We start from the raw sequence: 18,069 nt of genomic DNA, 5'->3' as shown, positions 1-18,069 counted from the left end.
TTAGTGCCCCCGTTCTTCGCGGTACATCGACCACAGGAAGTAGGCGATGAAACACAGCATGATCAGGAACAGGATCACGGCAATGGCCGCGCCGTATCCCATGCGGAAACCGTATTCGGACAGTGCAACCTCGAACATGTAATAGGCCAGCACGCGGGACGATCCGAACGGGCCGCCCTGCGTCATGATCGAGATCAGGTCAAAGGACCGCAGCGCGCCGATGATGGTGACGACAAAGGCGATAAAGGTGGCCGGGCGCAGTTGCGGCAGGATGATGTGCCACAGCATCCGCGCCCCCTTGGCACCGTCCAGCCGTCCGGCCTCGATCTGTTCGGGATCAACGGCGTTCAGGCCGGTCAGGTACAGGATCATGCAATAGGCGGTTTGTGGCCAGAGGCCGGCAAAGATGATGCCATAGGTCACAAAGCGTTCATCGCCCAAAACGTTCAGCGGGCCCAGCCCGAACAGGCCCAGAAACTCGTTCAACAGACCGAATGTGGGGTCGTAGAACCAGGTGAAGACCAGGCCGACCACCACCTGAGAGATGACGAAGGGAAAGAAGAACAGGGATTTATAAAGGCGAATGCCCCAGACGGTCTGGTTCAGGAACAGGGCGATGAACAGGCCCGCGGGGATTGCGGCGAGATAGAGCACCAGCCAGATCAGGTTGTTCTTGAGCGAGGTAAAGAAGGCATCCCGGTCGACCCATTCCCAATACAGGTCTTCGTAATTACGCATGCCGACATATTCGGCCGTACCCAGCCCGTCCCATTCATAAAGCGACAGGTTGAAGGACTGAAACACCGGGATGATCACATAGACCATGAAAAACAGCAGGCCGGGCGCAAGAAACAGCCACGGGGCGATGCGCTGTTGGTTGCGGTGGAACCAGCTCTCGTGATCGGGGGTGTCGACGGCTGACATGCGTAAAACTCGGGGTTCGGGTCAAAGGAGCAAGACGGGTTGGCACCCGCCTTGCGCAGGTTGAGGTGCAGGCCGGGCAGGGGCCCGGCCTGACCGGATCAGTTGTCGTAGATGCGCTCGCGGGCGCGTTCCAGCTTGGCCAGGATGCGGTCCAGATTGTCGGGTTTGACCATGAATTCCTGGAACCCCTCCATCGATGCCTTGGCCATTTCTGCCGGGGCGTCGCGGTCCCAGAACTGGGCGACGCCTCCGGGGCTGTTGGATGACAACATGGCAAAGCCCTGTTGCAGGAACTTGTCGTCATCTACCGCCGATTTTGCGTTGACCGGCAACTGGCCGAGATTTGCGCCATTGTTGATCTCGGTCTGTTCATCCGCCGAGACCACAAAGCGCAGGAATTCGCGCGCCGCTTCCTTGTTTGCGGCATTGGCCGGGATGTGGAACGTGTCGGTCGGGGCGTCTTCGGCCAATGCGACATCGGGGTTGATCGCCACGAACTGATAGAAATCCAGCTGGTCGTCGGTCAGCCCGGCATCGCGCAGCGGTGCAACGGCGAAATTGCCCATCAGGTAAGCCGCGGCGTCGCCTTTTACCATGAAGGGCAGCGCCTCTTGCCAGCTATAGGTCTGGTGGTTGTCGATGAAAGCGCCCATGTCGATCAGCTGTTTCCAGTTGGCGAAGGTCTGCTTGACCCGGTCGTCTTCCCAGCTGATTTCGCCATTGGCGAGTTGATTGTGAAACTCGAACCCGTTGGTGCGCATGTTCAGGTAGTCGAACCAGCCACCGGCGGTCCACAGGAACTTGGTCCCGATAGTATAGCAGGCGCGGCCTGAATCGACGATCTTCTGGCAGTTCGCCAGCTCTTCTTCCCAGGTGGTCGGTTCGGTCAGGCCCAGCTCGTCAAAGATGTCTTTGCGATAGTAAACGCCCCACTGGTAGTAGGTATAGGGAACGCCCCATTGTTTGCCGTCGATGGTCATTGCGCCCTTGGTCGAGGCCAGGTTTTCGGCGATCTCGGGTTCGGCCCACAGGTCCGATACGTCCTCGAACAGTCCCGCTTCGACATAGGGTTTCATGCGATTGGCGGCATACCAGGTGGCCACATCGGGCGTATCTGCCGTCAGAAAGTTGCGGATCTGGGTCTTATAGGCCTCGCGGTCGATCACGGTGGTTTCTATGGCCAGGTCCGGGTGCTGGGCCTGGAACCGTTCGATCATCGCCTCCATCGTCGCGCGGGGCGCGGGGTTCGATGTGTCCAGAAAGATGCGCAGCTCGCCCGTCAGTTCGGCCGAGGCCGGAACGGCAAGTGCCACACTGGCAGCCAACGCCGCCGCCGTGCGCTTGAACATGGAATGCATGGTTTCCTCCCTTAGCTTCCATCTCAGGTTCCAAATAATGAAACTGAGTTTTATATATTGAAAACTACACATCGACTCGGTTAGTCTTGTCAAGACCCTCGTGCCAATGGCGCAGGGTAAGTGGAGGAGATCGCGCATCCGTGGCTGGTGACGGAACAATAGGCAAGGCATGCGACGTGCTTGAACAGGTCGCGGCGTTCGGTCGGCCCGTGCGCTTTGGCGAGCTGCTGGATGGCAGCAGCTTTCCCAAGGCGTCGCTGTACCGGTTTCTGCAATCCCTGACCAACCAGGGGATGCTATGCTATGACCCCGATCGTCAGACCTATGCGCCCGGCTTGCGATTGGTGCGCCTGGCCCATTCTGCCTGGACGCAAAGCTCGCTTGCGCCGGTTGCGCGGCCGATTCTGGATATGCTCAGCATGGAAACCGGTGAAACCGTTCACCTGGCACAGCTGGACGCCAGCCAGGTCCTTTACGTAGACAAACGGAACGCCCGCAAACCTGTCGAGATGTTTTCCGAGGCCGGAAAGGTCGGCCCGGCCTATTGCACTGGGGTGGGCAAGGCGATGCTGGCCCATCTGGACGAAACCAGCCTGCAAAAGGCGATTTCCCAGCAAAGCTTTCACCGCTTTACCGACCGGACGCTGGCCAGCCAGGACGCGCTGATGGCGGATTTGGGTCGCATCCGCGCGCGCGGCTATGCGGTCGATAACGAGGAACATGAACCGGGCATCATCTGCATTGCCTGCCCGATCCTGACAGCAGGCGGGCGGCTTTTGGGTGCAATCTCGGTCACCGGATCGACGGGTCGCATGGATTTTGACCAGTTGGAGGCATGGGTGCCTCTGGTTCAGCGCGCGGCAGAGCGCATCGGCGGCGAAGCCCAGGCATGGCGGTTTCCCGAAGGCCAAAAGGACAGGACAACGGCACAATGACAGGCGTAACCCTAGACGGCGCGATCAAGCGCTATGCGCAGACCCAAGTCATACACGGGATCGACCTTCAGATCGAAGACGGTGAATTCTGCGTGTTCGTGGGCCCTTCGGGCTGTGGCAAGTCGACCTTGCTGCGCATGATTGCCGGGCTCGAGGAAACCTCGGAAGGTGAAATCCACATTGGTCCGCGCGAGGTGACGCATCTGGACCCGGCCAAGCGTGGCGTCGCGATGGTTTTCCAGACCTACGCGCTGTATCCGCATATGACGGTGGCGGAAAACATGGGTTTTGGCCTGCGGATGAACGGCGTGCCCAAGGCCGAGATCGAAAGCAAGGTTCAGCAGGCTTCGGCCATCCTCAAACTGGACCCTTATCTGGGCCGCAAGCCCAAGGCCCTGTCGGGCGGTCAGCGTCAGCGGGTGGCCATCGGGCGGGCGATCGTCAGGGGCCCCGAGGTTTTCCTGTTCGACGAACCCCTGTCGAACCTCGATGCAGAGCTGCGCGTCGAAATGCGGGTCGAAATCGCGCGTCTGCACCAGGAAATCGGCGCGACGATGATCTATGTGACCCACGATCAGGTCGAGGCGATGACCATGGCCGACAAGATCGTCGTACTGCGCGATGGTCGGATCGAGCAGGTCGGCGCCCCGATGGACTTGTACCGCGACCCGGACAACCGGTTTGTGGCCGGGTTCATAGGCTCGCCTGCGATGAATTTTCTGGACTGCGACATCGTCGATGGCAAGGTGTCGCATCCCGCGTTCACTCAGCCCATGACGGTAGCGGCCCCTGTGCCCTCGGGAGTGGCCAAGGTGACACTGGGCATCCGGCCCGAGCATATTCAGGTCGACCGGTCGGCAGACACCTGCACGGTAGATCTGACCGAGGCGCTTGGGGGCGTATCCTATAGCTATCTGCTGACGCCAAGTGGCGAGAAGCTGATCGTCGAAGAGCGCGACGACCAGCGCAGCAGGCAGGGTGAAAGGATCGGGGTCGCCTTCGCTCCGGAACGGGCGCTGCTTTTCGACCCTGAAACCGGTCAAAGATTACGCTAAGCCCGAGGCGCCGCAAGGAAGTGCCAGCCGCCAGCGACCCGGCGGGCTATGGTGTGGTTACTTGTTCTGGATTTTGTATCCAATATCCGATAAATCCTGTCACAGGGACATCAACCGCCCCGGACAGCGGTGGCTTCAGAAGGATTTACAGGATGCAGACAAGCGTTTTTTCCGGCACCATGCCCGCGCTCATGACCCCATGCACCGCAGATCGGCTACCCGATTACGAAGCCTTGGTTCGCAAGGGGCGCGAATTGGTGGATGCGGGCATGTCGGCCGTTGTCTATTGCGGATCAATGGGCGATTGGCCGCTGTTGACCGATGCGCAGCGGATGGAAGGCGTGGATCGGCTGATTGGCGCGGGTCTACCGGTCGTCGTCGGAACCGGTGCGGTCAACACTGCCTCTGCCGTGGCCCATGCGGCACATGCGCAAAGGGCCGGGGCCGTTGGCCTGATGGTGATCCCGCGCGTTTTGTCCCGTGGTGCGTCGCCAATCGCGCAGCGCAACCATTTCAAGGCGATCCTGTCGGCGGCACCCGATGTGCCTGCGATTATTTACAACAGCCCCTATTACGGCTTTTCGACCCGTGCTGACCTGTTCTTTGCGCTGCGGGCAGAGCATCCCAACCTGATCGGGTTCAAGGAATTCGGCGGCAAGGATGATCTGCGCTATGCCGCCGAGAACATCACCAGCCAGGACGATCAGGTCACGTTGATGGTCGGTGTGGATACCGAGGTCTATCACGGCATCGTCAATTGCGGTGCCACGGGGTCGATCACGGGGATCGGAACCGCGCTTCCGCAACAGGCGCTGTTGCTGGCTGCGCTGTCGCGCAAAGCGGCGCAAGGCCATGCCGAGGCCCGCCTGCGTGCGCAGGAACTGACCGAGGCAATCCATGTCCTTTCCAGCTTTGACGAGGGGCCGGATCTGGTTCTGTATTACAAGCACCTGTTGGTGCTGAACGGAGAGCAGGAATACCGGTTGCATTTCAATGAAACGGACGCGCTGACCGCGGCCCAGCGGACCTATTGCGAACAGCAATATGCCCTGTTCCGGGACTGGTTCGCCGATTGGTCACAGCAAGGCGGGGTGATTGCCGAATGCATGTGATCGACAGCCACACCGGGGGCGAGCCCACGCGGGTCATCCTGGAGGGTGCTCCAAACCTTGGCAGCGGGTCGCTGGCGGATCGCGCCGCCCGCCTTGCGGCTGATCACCAGGATTTCTGCCGCTCGGTCCTGGGCGAGCCGCGCGGGCAGGTGGCGATGGTCGCGGCCCTGCTGGTGACACCCCAAGACCAAAGCTGCGTGGCCGGGGTGATCTATTTTGACGCCGATGCGGTGCTGGGGATGTGCGGTCACGGCACGATCGGTTTGGCCGTGACCCTGGCGCATCTGGGGCGGATCGGCATCGGCGCGCACCGTATCGAAACCCCGGCCGGTGTCGTGACGGTTCGGTTGCATGACGCAACCACGGTGACGGTTACCAATATCGAAAGCCGGCGGATCGCGCCTGCGGTGACGGTGGATGTGCCGGGCTATGGACAGGTGACCGGGGACATCGCCTATGGCGGCAACTGGTTCTTTATCGTCGAGCCCAGCCCGATTGCCGTCAGGCCGGAAAACATCCGGCCACTGACCGAAATGGCCATCGCAGTGCGCAAGGCCGTGATCGGGCAGGCGGGCGACAAAACCGGCGCAGCGCCGGTGGATCACATCATTTTACAAGACCCCCTCGCAATCAGCGGCGCACAGGGCCGCAGCTTTGTGCTGTGCCCCGATGATACCTATGACCGCTCGCCCTGTGGGACAGGCAGCTCCGCACGGTTGGCCTGTCTGGCGGCGGATGGGCGGCTGGACCCGGATACGGATATCGACGTCTATAGTGTTATTGGCAGTTCCTATCGCTTGTCCTATCGTCCGGGGCGAAACGGCGGGGTGATCCCGTCGATCACCGGGCAGGCCCATGTCATGGCGGATACGCGATTGATATTTGGGCCCGATGATCCCTTCCGAACGGGGATTGAGCTGTGATGCAGGACAAAATCGTGGTCATCGGCGCCGGAGTGATCGGTGTCAGCGTCGCGCTGGAGTTGCAGCGCCGCGGGCATGACGTGTGCATACTGGACCGCGAAGGTGTCGCGGCGCAGGCCTCGGCGGGAAATGCCGGGGCCTTTGCTTTTTCCGAGATCGAACCGCTGGCGACGCCCGGGATCATGCGCAAGGCGCCAAAATGGTTGGTGGACCCGCTGGGGCCCCTGTCGGTTCCCCCGGCCTATGCGCTGAAGATCGCGCCCTGGATGTTGCGGTTCTGGCGGGCCAGCCGCAGCGACAGGTATCGGCGCAGCCTGACTGCACAAGCCGACTTGATGCAGCTGACGAGCGCCGCGCTTGAACGGCAAGCGGCCTCGGTCGAAGGCGAGGCGTTGTTGCAGCGGGACGGGCAATTGCAGCTTTACGAAGGCGCTGCCGAATACCGCGCCAGCCTTCCGGCCTGGAAGGTGCGCAAGGACCATGGCATCGCCTTTGACCTGCTCGAATCACCGCAGGCGATTGCCGAGGTTCAGCCCGGGCTCAGCCCCCGGTTCACCCATGCAGGTTTCACCCCCAACTGGCTGAACACGACAGACCCGAAACGGTGGGTGGGGCATTTGGCGCAGGTCTTCACCGACCGTGGTGGCCAGATCGAAAAACAGGACATCCTGGGCCTGAAACCATCCGGCGACGGCGTAGACATCCACATGCAGGGCACGGTCACGCATGCGCCCAAGGTCGTCGTCTGCGCCGGGGCCTGGTCGCACCACCTGGCGCGGACATTGGGTGACCCTATCCCGCTTGAGACCGAGCGCGGTTACAACACCACGCTTCCCCAAGGCGCGTTCGACCTGAAATTGCACCTGTCGCTTCCCAACCATGGGTTCGTGATCAGCCGGATAAACGGGGGCGTTCGTGTCGGCGGCGCGGTCGAGCTGGGCGGGCTGCATCTGCCCCCGAATTACAAGCGGGCGGATACGTTGCTGGACAAGGCCGCGCAGTTCCTGCCCGGTCTGGACACCGGCGGCGGGACACAGTGGATGGGGTTCCGGCCGTCGCTGCCGGACAGCATGCCGGTGATCGGGGCCTCGCCCAAGACGTCGAATGTCGTTTATGCCTTTGGGCACGGCCATGTGGGGCTGACCCAATCGGCGGGAACAGCCGAACTGGTCGGTGCCCTGATGGACCGGGAAACCCCGCCAATTCCGACCGAGGCCTTTTCGGCAAGCCGTTTCTGACGCCTTTGTGTGGCGTGGCCTAACCGAGCAGCGCCAGCAGGTCTGCGTGCAATTGGGCCGAAACCTCGGCATAGCCGCGTTCAACATTGCGCGCACGGGCCACATAGCGGCGTTGCGATGGCAGGCGGGCGCCCTGGGTCAGGATGTCGGAAAACAACCGCTCGGCGCGCGCGTCACCGGCATCGGACGGCCCACCGCCAAGGGCCTGCGGATCAAAGGCAAGGATGATCTGACCGTGATAAGGCGCGCCGCCTGCGCCTTTGGCAAATTCCATGCTTTCAAGGCTGGTCAGGTCATCAATCAACGGACCGGCCATAAGTTCGATCATGATCGACAGCGCCGATCCCTTGTACCCGCCAAAGGTCAGCATCGCTCCGTCCAAGGCGGCCTGCGGGTCCGTCGTCGGGTTGCCGTCCCGGTCGATGGCCACGCCGTCGGGCAGGGGCTTGCCCGCGCGTTGGTACAGTTCGATTTCGCCGCGCGCGAAGGCGCTGGTTGCAAAGTCAAAGGTGAACGGGTCGCCGGACTTCCTGGGCCAGCTAAAGGCCAGCGGGTTGGTGCCAAGGCTGCCACGGGTGCCTCCGGCCGGGGCGACCCAGGCGTGGCTGGGCACCATTGCCATTGCGGCCAGCCCTTCGGCGGCCAGGCTTTCGACCTCGGGCCACAGGGCCGAAAAGTGGAAGCAGCGGTTGATCGCCAGCGCAGCGATGCCGTGGGTTTGGGCCTTTTCGATCAGCACCGGCAGACCCATGCGGGCCGCCAGCAGGGACATGCCGCCCTGCGCATCGACCCGGACAACGGCATTGTCAGAGGCGGTCAGGACCGGCCGGGCATGGCCGTCAATCTGGCCCGCCTGCATGGTCTGCGCGCACATGAACAACCGAAACAGGCCGTGGGACTGGCAATCATCCATCTGGCAGGTGGTCAGCATCTGTGCAATTGCCGCGGCGTGGTCCTGGCCGTACCCGCAGTGGTCCAGGACCTGCAGGCACAACTGCCTGATCTCGTCTGGTGTCAACCTGACCGTCTTGCTCATGCCTTGCTCCTGTCGGGTGCCGCCACAGCCAATGCCTAGCGAGGAACCCGCGCCAAACGCAACCCCGTGCGTGCCGAAACGGGTTGGAAATACACCCTGTGGCGGATATTTGTATCCAAGATACAAACGGCGGACCCGACCTTGGCAACACCCCGAAAAATTTCCCGTCAGAGCCTTCCTGACGTCATCGCAAGCGACCTGCGCGAACGGATTCTAAGCGGCGACCTGCCCGAGGGCGAGGTGATCCGGCAAGAGGCCCTGGCCGAGGAATACGATGTGTCGCGCATGCCGGTGCGCGAGGCACTCAGGAAGCTGGACGCCGAAGGTCTGGTTCAGCTGAGCAACCACCGAGGCGCGACGGTCACCGAACATTCGCTGGCCGAAATCGCCGAGATTTTCGACCTGCGCGCGCTGATCGAGGTCGATCTGTTCCGCCGGTCCATCGCCGTGATGACACCCGAGGATGTCGCGCTGTGCGAAAAGGTCCTGCACCAGATGGAACGCTCGTATGAAACGGGCGACGTGGGCAAATGGGGGGCGTTGAACCACCGTTTTCACATGGCGCTTTATGCGGCAGCGGGGCGCGGATTGACTAATGATCTGCTGCATCGGGTCAATCTTCTGTCTGACAGGTATGTGCGCATGCACCTGAGCGTGATGAAACAGCGCCAGCCTGCCAGCGAAGAACACAAAGAATTGCTGCGCCTGGCGCGGTCCGGCTTGGCGGATGAGGCCTGTGACTTGCTGGCACGTCATATCGGTCGCACGAAAGAACAATTGCTGGAATTGGTTTCCTCGAACCGCGCGGGAAAGGGCTTGTGAACCGGCACGAATGCCCGAAGAATGCCGGATATGAAACCCAAGCGCGAACCGCCGGATACGGATCACGAAGACTTTGAGGCGACACCGCCAAGCATCTATGATGCCGAGCCGCCCGAAGACGATGATCTGTGGTTCCTGCCGCCCGAGGATGAAGACGCCGCCGATGTCTACCTTCCGCCCGGCCCGCGGGCCGAGCGCGGCGTGCTGTTCGACCCGCGGGACTGGCACGCGGCGCAATCGGGTCTGTCGGGCGAACTGGCTGAGCTGGCGGTGACGTTCGGGGCCTTGGACGAGCGATTGCGCGCAGGTCCCGAAGGGTGGCGGCACAGGCTGGCGCTGATGGACGTGTCCGATCTGGGCTGGTGGACCGGTGACCGGATCGGTGTCGATCGTCTGGCCCTGTGGACCGGGCTGCGTATCGGGGCCACCAGCGATGATGTGCAGGCCCTGTTCCGGGCGGGCTGGGCCGTGCGCAGGTTGACGACGGGGGCCGCGCCCTCGGCTGGCGGGTGGACAACGGGCCTGACCGCGTTTCTGGACCGACAGGCGCAAGGGATCGAAGATGTCCCCGAAGCGGTGGCCGATCTTGCCGAGGTCATGGGCCATGGCGAGGCCCTCCATCCGGTTACACAGGCTGCGATGGCCTTTCATGCCTGGCGGGCGGTGTCCCAGGGCGACGGGCGGGATACCGAAGCGGCCATCATCGCCGCGCGGCATGCCGCAAGCATGGGTCGCGGCGGGGCCTTGTTCATGCCGCTGGCCCTGTCGGGGCCCGGTGCGCTGCGCGGAACGGGCGATCCGTCCGACAGGCTGGCGGCCTGGGTGCAGGGCGCGGGGCAGGCGGCGCTGTCGGCCTTGCTGCATCTTGACCGGGTCAGCGCCTGGGACAGGCAGGCGCGCGCCGCAACCGCCGGACTAAGCGGGCGCACGCCGCCGGTTTTGATTGATGTCCTGGCCGCCTGGCCAATGGTGTCGGCCCCGCTTGCGCAGGACCTGACAGGCGCCTCGCGCGCTGCTGTTCAAAGAAACCTTGATCTTTTCACGCAGCGCGGCCTGATCCGCGAGGTCACGGGGCAGGGACGTTACAGGGTGTGGACCGCCGCGCTATGACACGGCGGTCTGCCGGGTGCGATCAGCGCCCGACGCCCACATAGGATTCGAACCCCGCCTTCAGAACGGCCCCTTCGGAATAGACGTTGCGCAAATCAACCATCCGCGGGGCTTTCATCGCTTCGGCCAGATCGGCCAGGTTCAGCGCCCGGAATTCGTTCCATTCCGTCAGCAGGACGACGACATCGGCATCCTTGGCGGCAGAATAGGGGTCTTGCGCCCATTCCACGCCGGGCAACAGCGCCTCGCCCTCGGACTTGCCCTGCGGGTCCACGACGCGGACCTTTGCCCCGCCCCCCACCAGCGCCGGAACGATGGTCAGGGATGGCGCGTCGCGCATGTCGTCGGTGTTCGGTTTGAACGTGACCCCAAGGATCGCAACGGTCTTGCCGTTGAAGCTGTCCTCGCAGGCGTCGCGGATTTTCTCGATCATCCGGGTCTTGACCGCATCATTCACGCGGATGACGGTCTCGGTGATCTGCATGGGATGGGCATGTTCCTGCCCGATCCTGGCCAGGGCGGCGGTGTCCTTGGGGAAACACGATCCGCCATAGCCGGGGCCCGCATGCAGGAACTTGTTGCCGATGCGCCCGTCCAGCCCGATGCCGCGGGCCACTTCCTTGACGTCGCCGCCGACCCGTTCGCACAGGCCCGCGATTTCGTTGATGAAGGTGATCTTAGTGGCCAGAAATGCATTGGCGGCGTATTTGATCATCTCGGCGCTTTCCAGATCCGTGGTCAGGATCGGGAAGTCCCGCAAATAAAGCGGGCGATAGATTTCGGCCATCACCTCGGCCGCGCGGTCGCTTTCGACGCCAACGACAACCCGGTCGGGGCGCATGAAATCGTCAATCGCTGCACCTTCGCGCAGGAATTCAGGGTTCGAGGCAACGTCGAACGCCGCCTGCGGGTTGGCCCCGGCAACGGCCGCGTGCACCTTGCGGTTGGTTCCGACCGGAACGGTCGATTTGGTCACGACCACGGTATAGCCGGTGATGGCCCGTGCGATTTCCTCGGCCGCGGCCATGACATAGGTCAGGTCGGCATGCCCGTCGCCGCGCCGCGTCGGCGTGCCCACCGCGATGAACACCGCATCGGCCCCGTCAACAGCACCGGCCAGGTCAGTGGTAAAGCTCAACCGTCCCGCGGCCACGTTCTTGGCCATCAGAACATCAAGGCCGGGTTCGTAAATCGGAACCTCACCGGCCTGCAGCATCTCGATCTTGTTGGCAGCCTTGTCGACGCAGACCACGTCATGTCCGAAATCGGAAAAACAAACGCCCGAGACCAGGCCCACATATCCGGTGCCGATCATTGCAATTCGCATACTTCAAAATCCTTGTTACTAATTACCGCCCGTGGCGCGCATACATTCGAAGAAACTTCGGCCGGTTTCAATGCCTCAGAGTGTCCTTGGGTTGCATTCCATGGATTCTTGCTGTTTTTGGGACGACAAACGGGCAATTTGGATTTGACGGAACACATTCATGACCAAGACAGCGTTGATAACCGGCATCACAGGCCAGGACGGATCGTACCTGGCGGAATTCCTGCTGGCAAAAGGTTATGAGGTTCATGGCATCAAACGCCGCGCGTCATCGTTCAATACGCAGCGGATCGACCACATCTATCAGGACCCGCACGAGCCCAACCCGAAACTGCGCCTGCATTACGGTGATCTCAGCGACACATCCAACCTGACCCGGATCATCCAGGAAGTGCAGCCCGACGAGGTCTACAACCTGGGTGCACAGTCGCATGTTGCCGTCAGCTTTGAGTCGCCCGAATACACGGCGGATGTGGACGCGATCGGCACCTTGCGCCTGCTTGAGGCGATCCGGTTCCTGGGGCTTGAGAAAAAGACACGGTTCTACCAGGCCTCGACCTCGGAATTGTATGGTCTGGTTCAGGAAACCCCACAGCGCGAGACCACGCCGTTCTATCCGCGCTCGCCCTATGCGGTGGCCAAGCTCTATTCCTACTGGATCACCGTGAATTACCGCGAAGCCTACGGGATGTATGCCTGCAACGGTATCCTGTTCAATCACGAAAGCCCGCGCCGGGGCGAAACCTTTGTGACCCGCAAGATCACACGCGGGCTGGCCAATATTGCGCAAGGGTTGGAAGACTGCCTGTACATGGGTAATATCGACAGTCTTCGGGATTGGGGTCACGCGAAAGATTACGTGCGAATGCAATGGCTTATGTTGCAGCAGGACAATCCCGAAGATTTCGTGATCGCCACCGGAAAACAATATTCGGTCCGCCAGTTCATCGAATGGTCGGCTGCTGAACTTGGGGTCGCGTTGGAATTCACCGGCCAGGGCGTGGACGAAATCGCCACCGTGACAGCGGTAGAGGGCGACAATGCGCCCGCGCTCAAGCCCGGTGATGTCATCATGCGGATCGACCCGCAATATTTCCGCCCCGCCGAGGTGGAAACCTTGCTGGGTGACCCCAGTAACGCCAAGACCAAGCTGGGCTGGGAGCCGGAACTGACCGTGCAGGAAATGTGCGCGGAAATGGTTCTGGAAGACCTTAAAACCGCCAAACGCCATGCGCTGCTCAAAGAGCATGGCTTTGAATTGCCCGTCAGTCTCGAAAACGGCTGAGGAGAGCGACATGCGCAAGATCTACGTTGCAGGGCATCGCGGCATGGTCGGCGGGGCGATCCTGCGCCGGTTGCAGGCCCGCAAGGATCAGGGCGAGGCGCTGCAACTGATCACCCGCACCCATGCCGAACTGGACCTGACCGACCAATCCGCGGTTCGTGACTTCCTTCAGGCCGAGCGTCCCGATGTCGTCATCTTGGCGGCGGCAAAGGTTGGCGGGATCCATGCAAACAACACCTACCCGGCGGATTTCATTTACAAAAACCTGATGATCGAATGTAACGTTATCCATCAGGCGTTCGAGGCGGGCGTGCGGCACCTGCTACAGCTTGGCAGTTCCTGCATCTATCCGCGCGCCGTGGCGCAACCGATGTCCGAAGACGCCTTGCTGACCGGCGTGTTAGAGCCCACAAACGAGCCATACGCGGTTGCCAAGATCGCCGGTATCAAGCTGTGCGAAAGCTATAACCGGCAACATGGGGTCGATTACCGCTCGGTCATGCCGACCAACCTGTACGGGCCGGGTGACAATTTCCACCCCGAAAACAGCCATGTCCTGCCCGCGATGATCCGCCGGTTCCACGAGGCAAAGCGCGACGGGTTGGACGAGGTCGTGATCTGGGGCACTGGCAAACCGCGCCGCGAATTTCTGCATGTGGACGACATGGCCCAGGCGTCGCTGTTTGTTCTGGACCTGCCGCGGGACGTGTATGACGCGAACACGCAGCCGATGCTCAGCCATATCAATGTTGGCTGCGGTACGGATGTCTCAATTGCTGAACTGGCCGCGATGGTCGCAGCCGCGACCGGGTATACGGGCCGTATTACGCAGGACACCAGCAAGCCGGACGGCACGATGCGCAAGCTGATGGATGTGTCCCGGCTGGCCGATATGGGCTGGCGTGCAAGCATCGGGCTTGAGGACGGGATTCGCCAGACCTATGCGTGGTTCCTGGAACAGGCGGACGACGCATTGCGCGCCAAGTGACCACCCGGACGCGGGCCCGGATGGTCACGAAAAGGTCAGAACCAGCGGCCAATCGCGACCACCGAAGGGGCCAGGGCGGTTGCGTCGGATGTGGCGCAAAGCACCTTGAGGCTGCCGCTTGTTTCGGTGGGTGTGCCTGCGCTTAGGAAACGGGCCAGACCACCCCCATTGCCGCTGATGCAAGGGGTCGAACCGGGCGCAAAGCTGGTAGGAAAACTCCAAGAAATTGAAGAACTTGCATAAAGCGCGCCTTCGGTGAGTGTGCATGTGACTGCGCTCAGCGAAGCGATGCAGATCTGGGTTCCATCGGCAAAGCGCAGGAAATCGCCGTTACTGTTGGTGCCGCGTTCGATGACGGCCCCCGTTGGAACGCCGCCGGACTGAGAAACCGCCCCCAAAACATTGCCGGGGCCATAGCCGTAATCGGCGCGCATCAACCGGCCGGGCGTGGTGTCGTCGGCGCTGACCTGAACCGCCGCACCGCCTGCATGTCCGGTTGTGGGATCAAGGGTCAGCGCCTCGGTCCAGTTGCCCCCATCCGGCGAAACCTTGATGGAAAACCCGGTGCCACCCGCCAGGCCCATTTCGGCATGCCCGGTCCAGTTGGATTGAAACAGCAACGCGGCGGTTTCGGCATCATTGGCCTTGTTGATCTTCAACTGGTGGCCGCCGCCCTCATGGCTCAGCAGCGTGGCCGGGCTGCGCACGGACAGGCGATTGGTGCTGTCATGGTTGGTTGCGATGCCGATTCCGTCCAGGTTCTGGGTTTCGACCGGCGGGTCGATCCACGCCCCCCCATCCCACAGTTTCATCTGCCCCGAGGACTGATCCCAGGCGCGCCAGCCAATGCCCGGCGTCACGAAATGCCAGGCGGTTTCCAGCCAGGCCGCCAAGTGACCGGCCCGGCCTTCCCAATCGCCGGTTGGTGCGGCGCCAAGCGCGTGGGTCTCGCCCTCTTCCGGTGCCGGGGGTGGGGTCGTGGCGTTCAGGCTGGACAGGCTCAGCTGCGTGACCAGGTCGATCTGGCGCAAAGCCTCGTTATGGGTGACGTGTTTCTGGGCCTGTGCAGGCTGTAGAAACGGCAGGTTCAATCGGGGTGAGCTTTGTGACACGGGCATCCTCCTGTGGCTGTCGGTCCGACAATGTCGTTGCGCGCCACCCTGCCGTCACGGCCCTGAATCCCGCCTGAAGAGGCAGAACACCCGATAAATTTTTTGGAAAGGTATGGTTTCCTAGCGGGCAACAATGATCCGCTTGTTCCGGTATTGGATAAAATCTGGGACCGCCATCGGGCGCAGAGTGATTCTCGGGCGTCAGGGCAGCGCCCTGATCCAGCCATCACTTGCGGGCATAGATATCCTCGTATCGGATGATGTCATCCTCGCCCAGATAGGTGCCGGTCTGGACCTCGATCAGGACCATCGGAACCTTGCCGGGGTTTTCCATCCGGTGCACCGCGCCCAGCGGGATATAGACGGATTGATTTTCCGAAACCAGCCGGACGTCATCGTCGATCGTGACTTTTGCGGTGCCTTCCACAACGATCCAGTGCTCGGACCGGTGGTGGTGCGACTGCAGGCTCAGTGACGCGCCGGGATGGACATGGATGCGCTTGACCTGGAACCGTTCACCGACGACCAGGCTTTCGAACCAGCCCCAGGGACGGTGATCGACAGGCAGTGATTCAGCCTGTTTTGCACCCTTGGCTTTCAACGCGGTTACGGCCTGTTTGACGTCCTGCGCTTTGTCCATGCTGGCCACCAGCACAGCGTCCGGCATGGCCACAGCAATGACGTTTTCCAGACCCATCGCCACGACCTCTTGCGCGGGGGATTCCGAACGCACCAGCACGTTGCTGCAATCTATGGTCGTGACCTCTCCGGTTTCGGCGACCCCGTTGGCGTCGGGATGGCTGAGCTCCTGGACGGCGGACCAACTGCCCACATCCGACCAGCCCGCTGCATAGGGCACGACACTAAGGTTGTCGGCCTTTTCCATCACCGCGTAGTCGATCGAGATGTCATCGACATCGTTCCAGGCGGCAGGGTCCAGGCGCAAGAACCCCAGGTCGGCTTCGGCCTTGGTAACGGCTGCGCTGACCGGAGCCATCAACGGCTGGGCATGGGCCTTGAACGCGGCGATGATGTCGCGCACGGCGAAAAGGAAGATGCCGGAATTCCACAGATAGCTCTGGTCGGCGACCATGGATTTTGCGTGGTCCAGGTCGGGCTTTTCGACGAACCGGTCCAGCGGGACGGCGGCTCCGGTCTGATCCGGTGCATGGCGCAGCTTGAGATACCCGTACCCGGTTTCGGGACGATCCGGGGTAATGCCGAAAGTCACAAGGTCGCCCCGTTCCGCGATAGCCTGGCTGCCGCGCGCCACGGCGTCGTGAAAGGCGGATTTGTCCGGCACGACGTGATCGGACGGCGCAACCAGCATGATCGCGTCAGGGTCTTTCTCCGACAGGTATACTGCGGCGGCCAGCACGGCGGGCGCAGTGTTGCGCCCGTCAGGCTCGATCAGGATCGGGCCGGGGTTCACACCGATTGCAGTCAGCTGTTCCGTAACAATGAACCGGAACGCTTCATTGGTCAGGATCAACGGCTTGGCATAGGGCGCATCAGACGGCCCCTGCATCCGCTCGGCGCAATCCTGCAACAGGCTGGTTTCACCGATCAGCGGCACGAACTGCTTGGGATAGCTTTTGCGCGACAGCGGCCACAGGCGGGTGCCCGACCCACCGCAGAGAATGACAGGATAAATGTTGCTCATTATGCTTTTGCTCTTTGGATGCCCTGTCTCAGCATATCGCAATGATCACCGGAAAGGTGAAGCACCTTCGCTCATTGTGCGGCGTGGTCCGTTGCAACAATATCATGCAGGTACTCTTTCAGGTCGTCGCGCAGGTCATCGCGGGCCAGTGCAAAGGCGACCGTGGCGCGCAGGAATCCGGATTTCGACCCGCAGTCAAAGCGTTGGCCCTTGAATCGGTATCCGAATACGGGCACGCCGTTTCCGATATCTTCGGCAATCGCGTCGGTCAGCTGGATTTCCCCGCCGCTGCCCTTTTTCATCTGATTAAGGTTGTAAAGGACCGACGGGCCCAGGACATAGCGCCCGATAACGGCCAGGTTCGACGGGGCATCCTCGGGTTGAGGTTTCTCGACCATGCCCTTGGTGCGGACCACGGTGCCGACATTGTCGCCCACGTCCAGAACCCCGTACGAGCTGGTCTTTTCCGGGGGCACCTCCATCGCGGCAACCATGTTGCCACCGGTTTCCTCATAGGCTTCGATCATCTGCTGTAGGCAGGGCTTGTCGGCGGCAATGACATCGTCAGGCAGCATGACGGCAAATGGCTCGTCGCCGATCAGGCGCCGCGCACACCACACCGCATGGCCCAGGCCCAGGGCCTTGTGCTGGCGGATATAGGCAATGGCGCCGCTTTCCATATTCGTCGCGTTCAGTGTCTCAAGCAGTTGGTCCTTGCCCTTGTTCTTGAGCTCCTGCTCCAGCACCAGGTTGTGGTCGAAATAATCCTCAAGCGCCGATTTCCCGCGCGAGGTGACAAAAATGAACTCGGTGATGCCGGCGGCGCGGGCCTCGTCGATGGCGTATTGTACCAATGGCCGGTCGACCAGGGTCATGATCTCTTTGGGGACCGATTTGGTTGCTGGAAGGAACCGTGTGCCCAAACCCGCAACCGGGAAAATTGCCTTGGTGACCTTGCGTGACATGTGACCTCTCAAATTCGTATTTCGTCCGGAAATTGCGGTGCTTTCAGGTTTTTCATATGCGGCGTTGCCGCATCAATCAATGTTACAGAATTTCCCTGGTCCGAACGCATTGAAAATTGGCATTTTGTCGGGGTGAAGTCAAAACCCGTCGGCCCCTTTGGGGCAATGATCCGCCAGCCTGCACGGGTTTCGGGCAGGTTCCGGCGTTGGGCCGAC

Annotated in this window: 16 protein-coding genes; 9 read left to right on the top strand and 7 right to left on the bottom strand. The window is 61.7% G+C overall.

All coding sequences use genetic code 11. The annotated features are described in order from the left end of the window. Together ACXAG8_RS07320 and ACXAG8_RS07315 are read right to left on the bottom strand one after the other, a co-directional pair. Window positions 1–924, bottom strand: a complete 924-nt coding sequence (locus tag ACXAG8_RS07320; RefSeq protein ID WP_475223161.1) for a carbohydrate ABC transporter permease — start codon at window positions 922–924, stop codon at window positions 1–3. A gap of 98 nt (window positions 925–1,022) precedes the next feature. Continuing rightward, window positions 1,023–2,282, bottom strand: a complete 1,260-nt coding sequence (locus tag ACXAG8_RS07315) for an ABC transporter substrate-binding protein (protein WP_475223160.1) — start codon at window positions 2,280–2,282, stop codon at window positions 1,023–1,025. Window positions 2,283–2,422: 140 nt separating this feature from the next. Between ACXAG8_RS07315 and ACXAG8_RS07310 the strand changes: the two genes are divergently transcribed. The 5 genes from ACXAG8_RS07310 to ACXAG8_RS07290 all read left to right on the top strand — a co-directional run bounded on the left by ACXAG8_RS07310 (window position 2,423) and on the right by ACXAG8_RS07290 (window position 7,545). Further along, entirely contained in the window at window positions 2,423–3,217 is a 795-nt protein-coding gene (locus ACXAG8_RS07310) for an IclR family transcriptional regulator (protein WP_475223159.1), read from the top strand. Next, window positions 3,214–4,272 (top strand): ABC transporter ATP-binding protein, encoded by a 1,059-nt coding sequence (locus ACXAG8_RS07305; protein ID WP_475223158.1) that lies wholly within the window; start codon window positions 3,214–3,216, stop codon window positions 4,270–4,272. The genes ACXAG8_RS07310 and ACXAG8_RS07305 overlap by 4 nt, the downstream gene beginning before the upstream one ends. A 152-nt stretch (window positions 4,273–4,424) precedes the next feature. After that, a complete protein-coding gene (locus ACXAG8_RS07300) occupies window positions 4,425–5,384 on the top strand; it encodes a dihydrodipicolinate synthase family protein (protein WP_475223157.1) in 960 nt (319 codons plus the stop codon). Further along, window positions 5,375–6,307, top strand: a complete 933-nt coding sequence (locus ACXAG8_RS07295) for a 4-hydroxyproline epimerase (RefSeq protein ID WP_475223156.1) — start codon at window positions 5,375–5,377, stop codon at window positions 6,305–6,307. Before ACXAG8_RS07300 ends, ACXAG8_RS07295 begins: the two co-directional genes overlap by 10 nt. Continuing rightward, window positions 6,307–7,545 carry an NAD(P)/FAD-dependent oxidoreductase gene (locus ACXAG8_RS07290; RefSeq protein WP_475223522.1) on the top strand — a complete coding sequence of 413 codons (1,239 nt, stop codon included), beginning with the start codon at window positions 6,307–6,309 and terminating at the stop codon, window positions 7,543–7,545. The genes ACXAG8_RS07295 and ACXAG8_RS07290 overlap by 1 nt, the downstream gene beginning before the upstream one ends. A 19-nt stretch (window positions 7,546–7,564) precedes the next feature. On the opposite strand, the gene ACXAG8_RS07285 is transcribed toward ACXAG8_RS07290, so the two are convergent. Beyond that, window positions 7,565–8,581, bottom strand: a complete 1,017-nt coding sequence (locus ACXAG8_RS07285; RefSeq protein ID WP_475223155.1) for an Ldh family oxidoreductase — start codon at window positions 8,579–8,581, stop codon at window positions 7,565–7,567. A 141-nt stretch (window positions 8,582–8,722) separates the two neighbouring features. Between ACXAG8_RS07285 and ACXAG8_RS07280 the strand changes: the two genes are divergently transcribed. Both ACXAG8_RS07280 and ACXAG8_RS07275 read left to right on the top strand, forming a co-directional pair. Next, window positions 8,723–9,403 carry a GntR family transcriptional regulator gene (locus tag ACXAG8_RS07280; protein WP_475223521.1) on the top strand — a complete coding sequence of 227 codons (681 nt, stop codon included), beginning with the start codon at window positions 8,723–8,725 and terminating at the stop codon, window positions 9,401–9,403. A gap of 30 nt (window positions 9,404–9,433) precedes the next feature. Continuing rightward, window positions 9,434–10,513 carry a helix-turn-helix domain-containing protein gene (locus ACXAG8_RS07275; protein WP_475223520.1) on the top strand — a complete coding sequence of 360 codons (1,080 nt, stop codon included), beginning with the start codon at window positions 9,434–9,436 and terminating at the stop codon, window positions 10,511–10,513. A gap of 22 nt (window positions 10,514–10,535) precedes the next feature. Here ACXAG8_RS07275 and ACXAG8_RS07270 read toward each other — a convergent pair whose 3' ends face one another. Next, window positions 10,536–11,840, bottom strand: a complete 1,305-nt coding sequence (locus ACXAG8_RS07270) for a UDP-glucose dehydrogenase family protein (protein WP_475223154.1) — start codon at window positions 11,838–11,840, stop codon at window positions 10,536–10,538. A gap of 160 nt (window positions 11,841–12,000) precedes the next feature. On the opposite strand from ACXAG8_RS07270, the gene gmd reads away from it, so the two are divergent. Both gmd and fcl read left to right on the top strand, forming a co-directional pair. Beyond that, window positions 12,001–13,125, top strand: coding sequence for a GDP-mannose 4,6-dehydratase (gene gmd / locus ACXAG8_RS07265; protein ID WP_475223153.1), 1,125 nt, complete (start codon window positions 12,001–12,003; stop codon window positions 13,123–13,125). A 10-nt stretch (window positions 13,126–13,135) separates the two neighbouring features. After that, window positions 13,136–14,113, top strand: a complete 978-nt coding sequence (gene fcl / locus ACXAG8_RS07260) for a GDP-L-fucose synthase (protein WP_475223152.1) — start codon at window positions 13,136–13,138, stop codon at window positions 14,111–14,113. A 35-nt stretch (window positions 14,114–14,148) separates the two neighbouring features. Here the strand turns inward: fcl and ACXAG8_RS07255 are convergent, their stop codons facing one another. From ACXAG8_RS07255 to galU, 3 genes are all read right to left on the bottom strand, one after another. Beyond that, window positions 14,149–15,231 carry a DUF2793 domain-containing protein gene (locus ACXAG8_RS07255; protein WP_475223151.1) on the bottom strand — a complete coding sequence of 361 codons (1,083 nt, stop codon included), beginning with the start codon at window positions 15,229–15,231 and terminating at the stop codon, window positions 14,149–14,151. 220 nt (window positions 15,232–15,451) lie between these two features. Further along, window positions 15,452–16,888, bottom strand: a complete 1,437-nt coding sequence (locus ACXAG8_RS07250; protein WP_475223150.1) for a mannose-1-phosphate guanylyltransferase/mannose-6-phosphate isomerase — start codon at window positions 16,886–16,888, stop codon at window positions 15,452–15,454. Window positions 16,889–16,959: 71 nt separating this feature from the next. After that, entirely contained in the window at window positions 16,960–17,853 is an 894-nt protein-coding gene (gene galU / locus ACXAG8_RS07245) for a UTP--glucose-1-phosphate uridylyltransferase GalU (protein WP_475223149.1), read from the bottom strand. Window positions 17,854–18,069 lie beyond the last annotated feature (216 nt).

The organism is Ruegeria sp. ABD4_443, assembly GCF_056160865.1.
The sequence above is the reverse complement of the archived record's forward strand: the minus strand, read 5'-3'. Positions and strand labels throughout refer to the sequence as shown.

Bases quoted from the DNA above. Each gene is read 5' to 3' on its own strand.
- ACXAG8_RS07320 (WP_475223161.1), bottom strand. From the start codon at position 924: ATGTCAGCCGTCGACACCCCCGATCACGAGAGCTGGTTCCACCGCAAC.
- ACXAG8_RS07315 (WP_475223160.1), bottom strand. From the start codon at position 2,282: ATGCATTCCATGTTCAAGCGCACGGCGGCGGCGTTGGCTGCCAGTGTG.
- ACXAG8_RS07305 (WP_475223158.1), top strand. From the start codon at position 3,214: ATGACAGGCGTAACCCTAGACGGCGCGATCAAGCGCTATGCGCAGACC.
- ACXAG8_RS07300 (WP_475223157.1), top strand. From the start codon at position 4,425: ATGCAGACAAGCGTTTTTTCCGGCACCATGCCCGCGCTCATGACCCCA.
- ACXAG8_RS07295 (WP_475223156.1), top strand. From the start codon at position 5,375: ATGCATGTGATCGACAGCCACACCGGGGGCGAGCCCACGCGGGTCATC.
- ACXAG8_RS07290 (WP_475223522.1), top strand. From the start codon at position 6,307: ATGCAGGACAAAATCGTGGTCATCGGCGCCGGAGTGATCGGTGTCAGC.
- ACXAG8_RS07285 (WP_475223155.1), bottom strand. From the start codon at position 8,581: ATGAGCAAGACGGTCAGGTTGACACCAGACGAGATCAGGCAGTTGTGC.
- ACXAG8_RS07275 (WP_475223520.1), top strand. From the start codon at position 9,434: ATGAAACCCAAGCGCGAACCGCCGGATACGGATCACGAAGACTTTGAG.
- ACXAG8_RS07270 (WP_475223154.1), bottom strand. From the start codon at position 11,840: ATGCGAATTGCAATGATCGGCACCGGATATGTGGGCCTGGTCTCGGGC.
- gmd (WP_475223153.1), top strand. From the start codon at position 12,001: ATGACCAAGACAGCGTTGATAACCGGCATCACAGGCCAGGACGGATCG.
- fcl (WP_475223152.1), top strand. From the start codon at position 13,136: ATGCGCAAGATCTACGTTGCAGGGCATCGCGGCATGGTCGGCGGGGCG.
- ACXAG8_RS07255 (WP_475223151.1), bottom strand. From the start codon at position 15,231: ATGCCCGTGTCACAAAGCTCACCCCGATTGAACCTGCCGTTTCTACAG.
- ACXAG8_RS07250 (WP_475223150.1), bottom strand. From the start codon at position 16,888: ATGAGCAACATTTATCCTGTCATTCTCTGCGGTGGGTCGGGCACCCGC.
- galU (WP_475223149.1), bottom strand. From the start codon at position 17,853: ATGTCACGCAAGGTCACCAAGGCAATTTTCCCGGTTGCGGGTTTGGGC.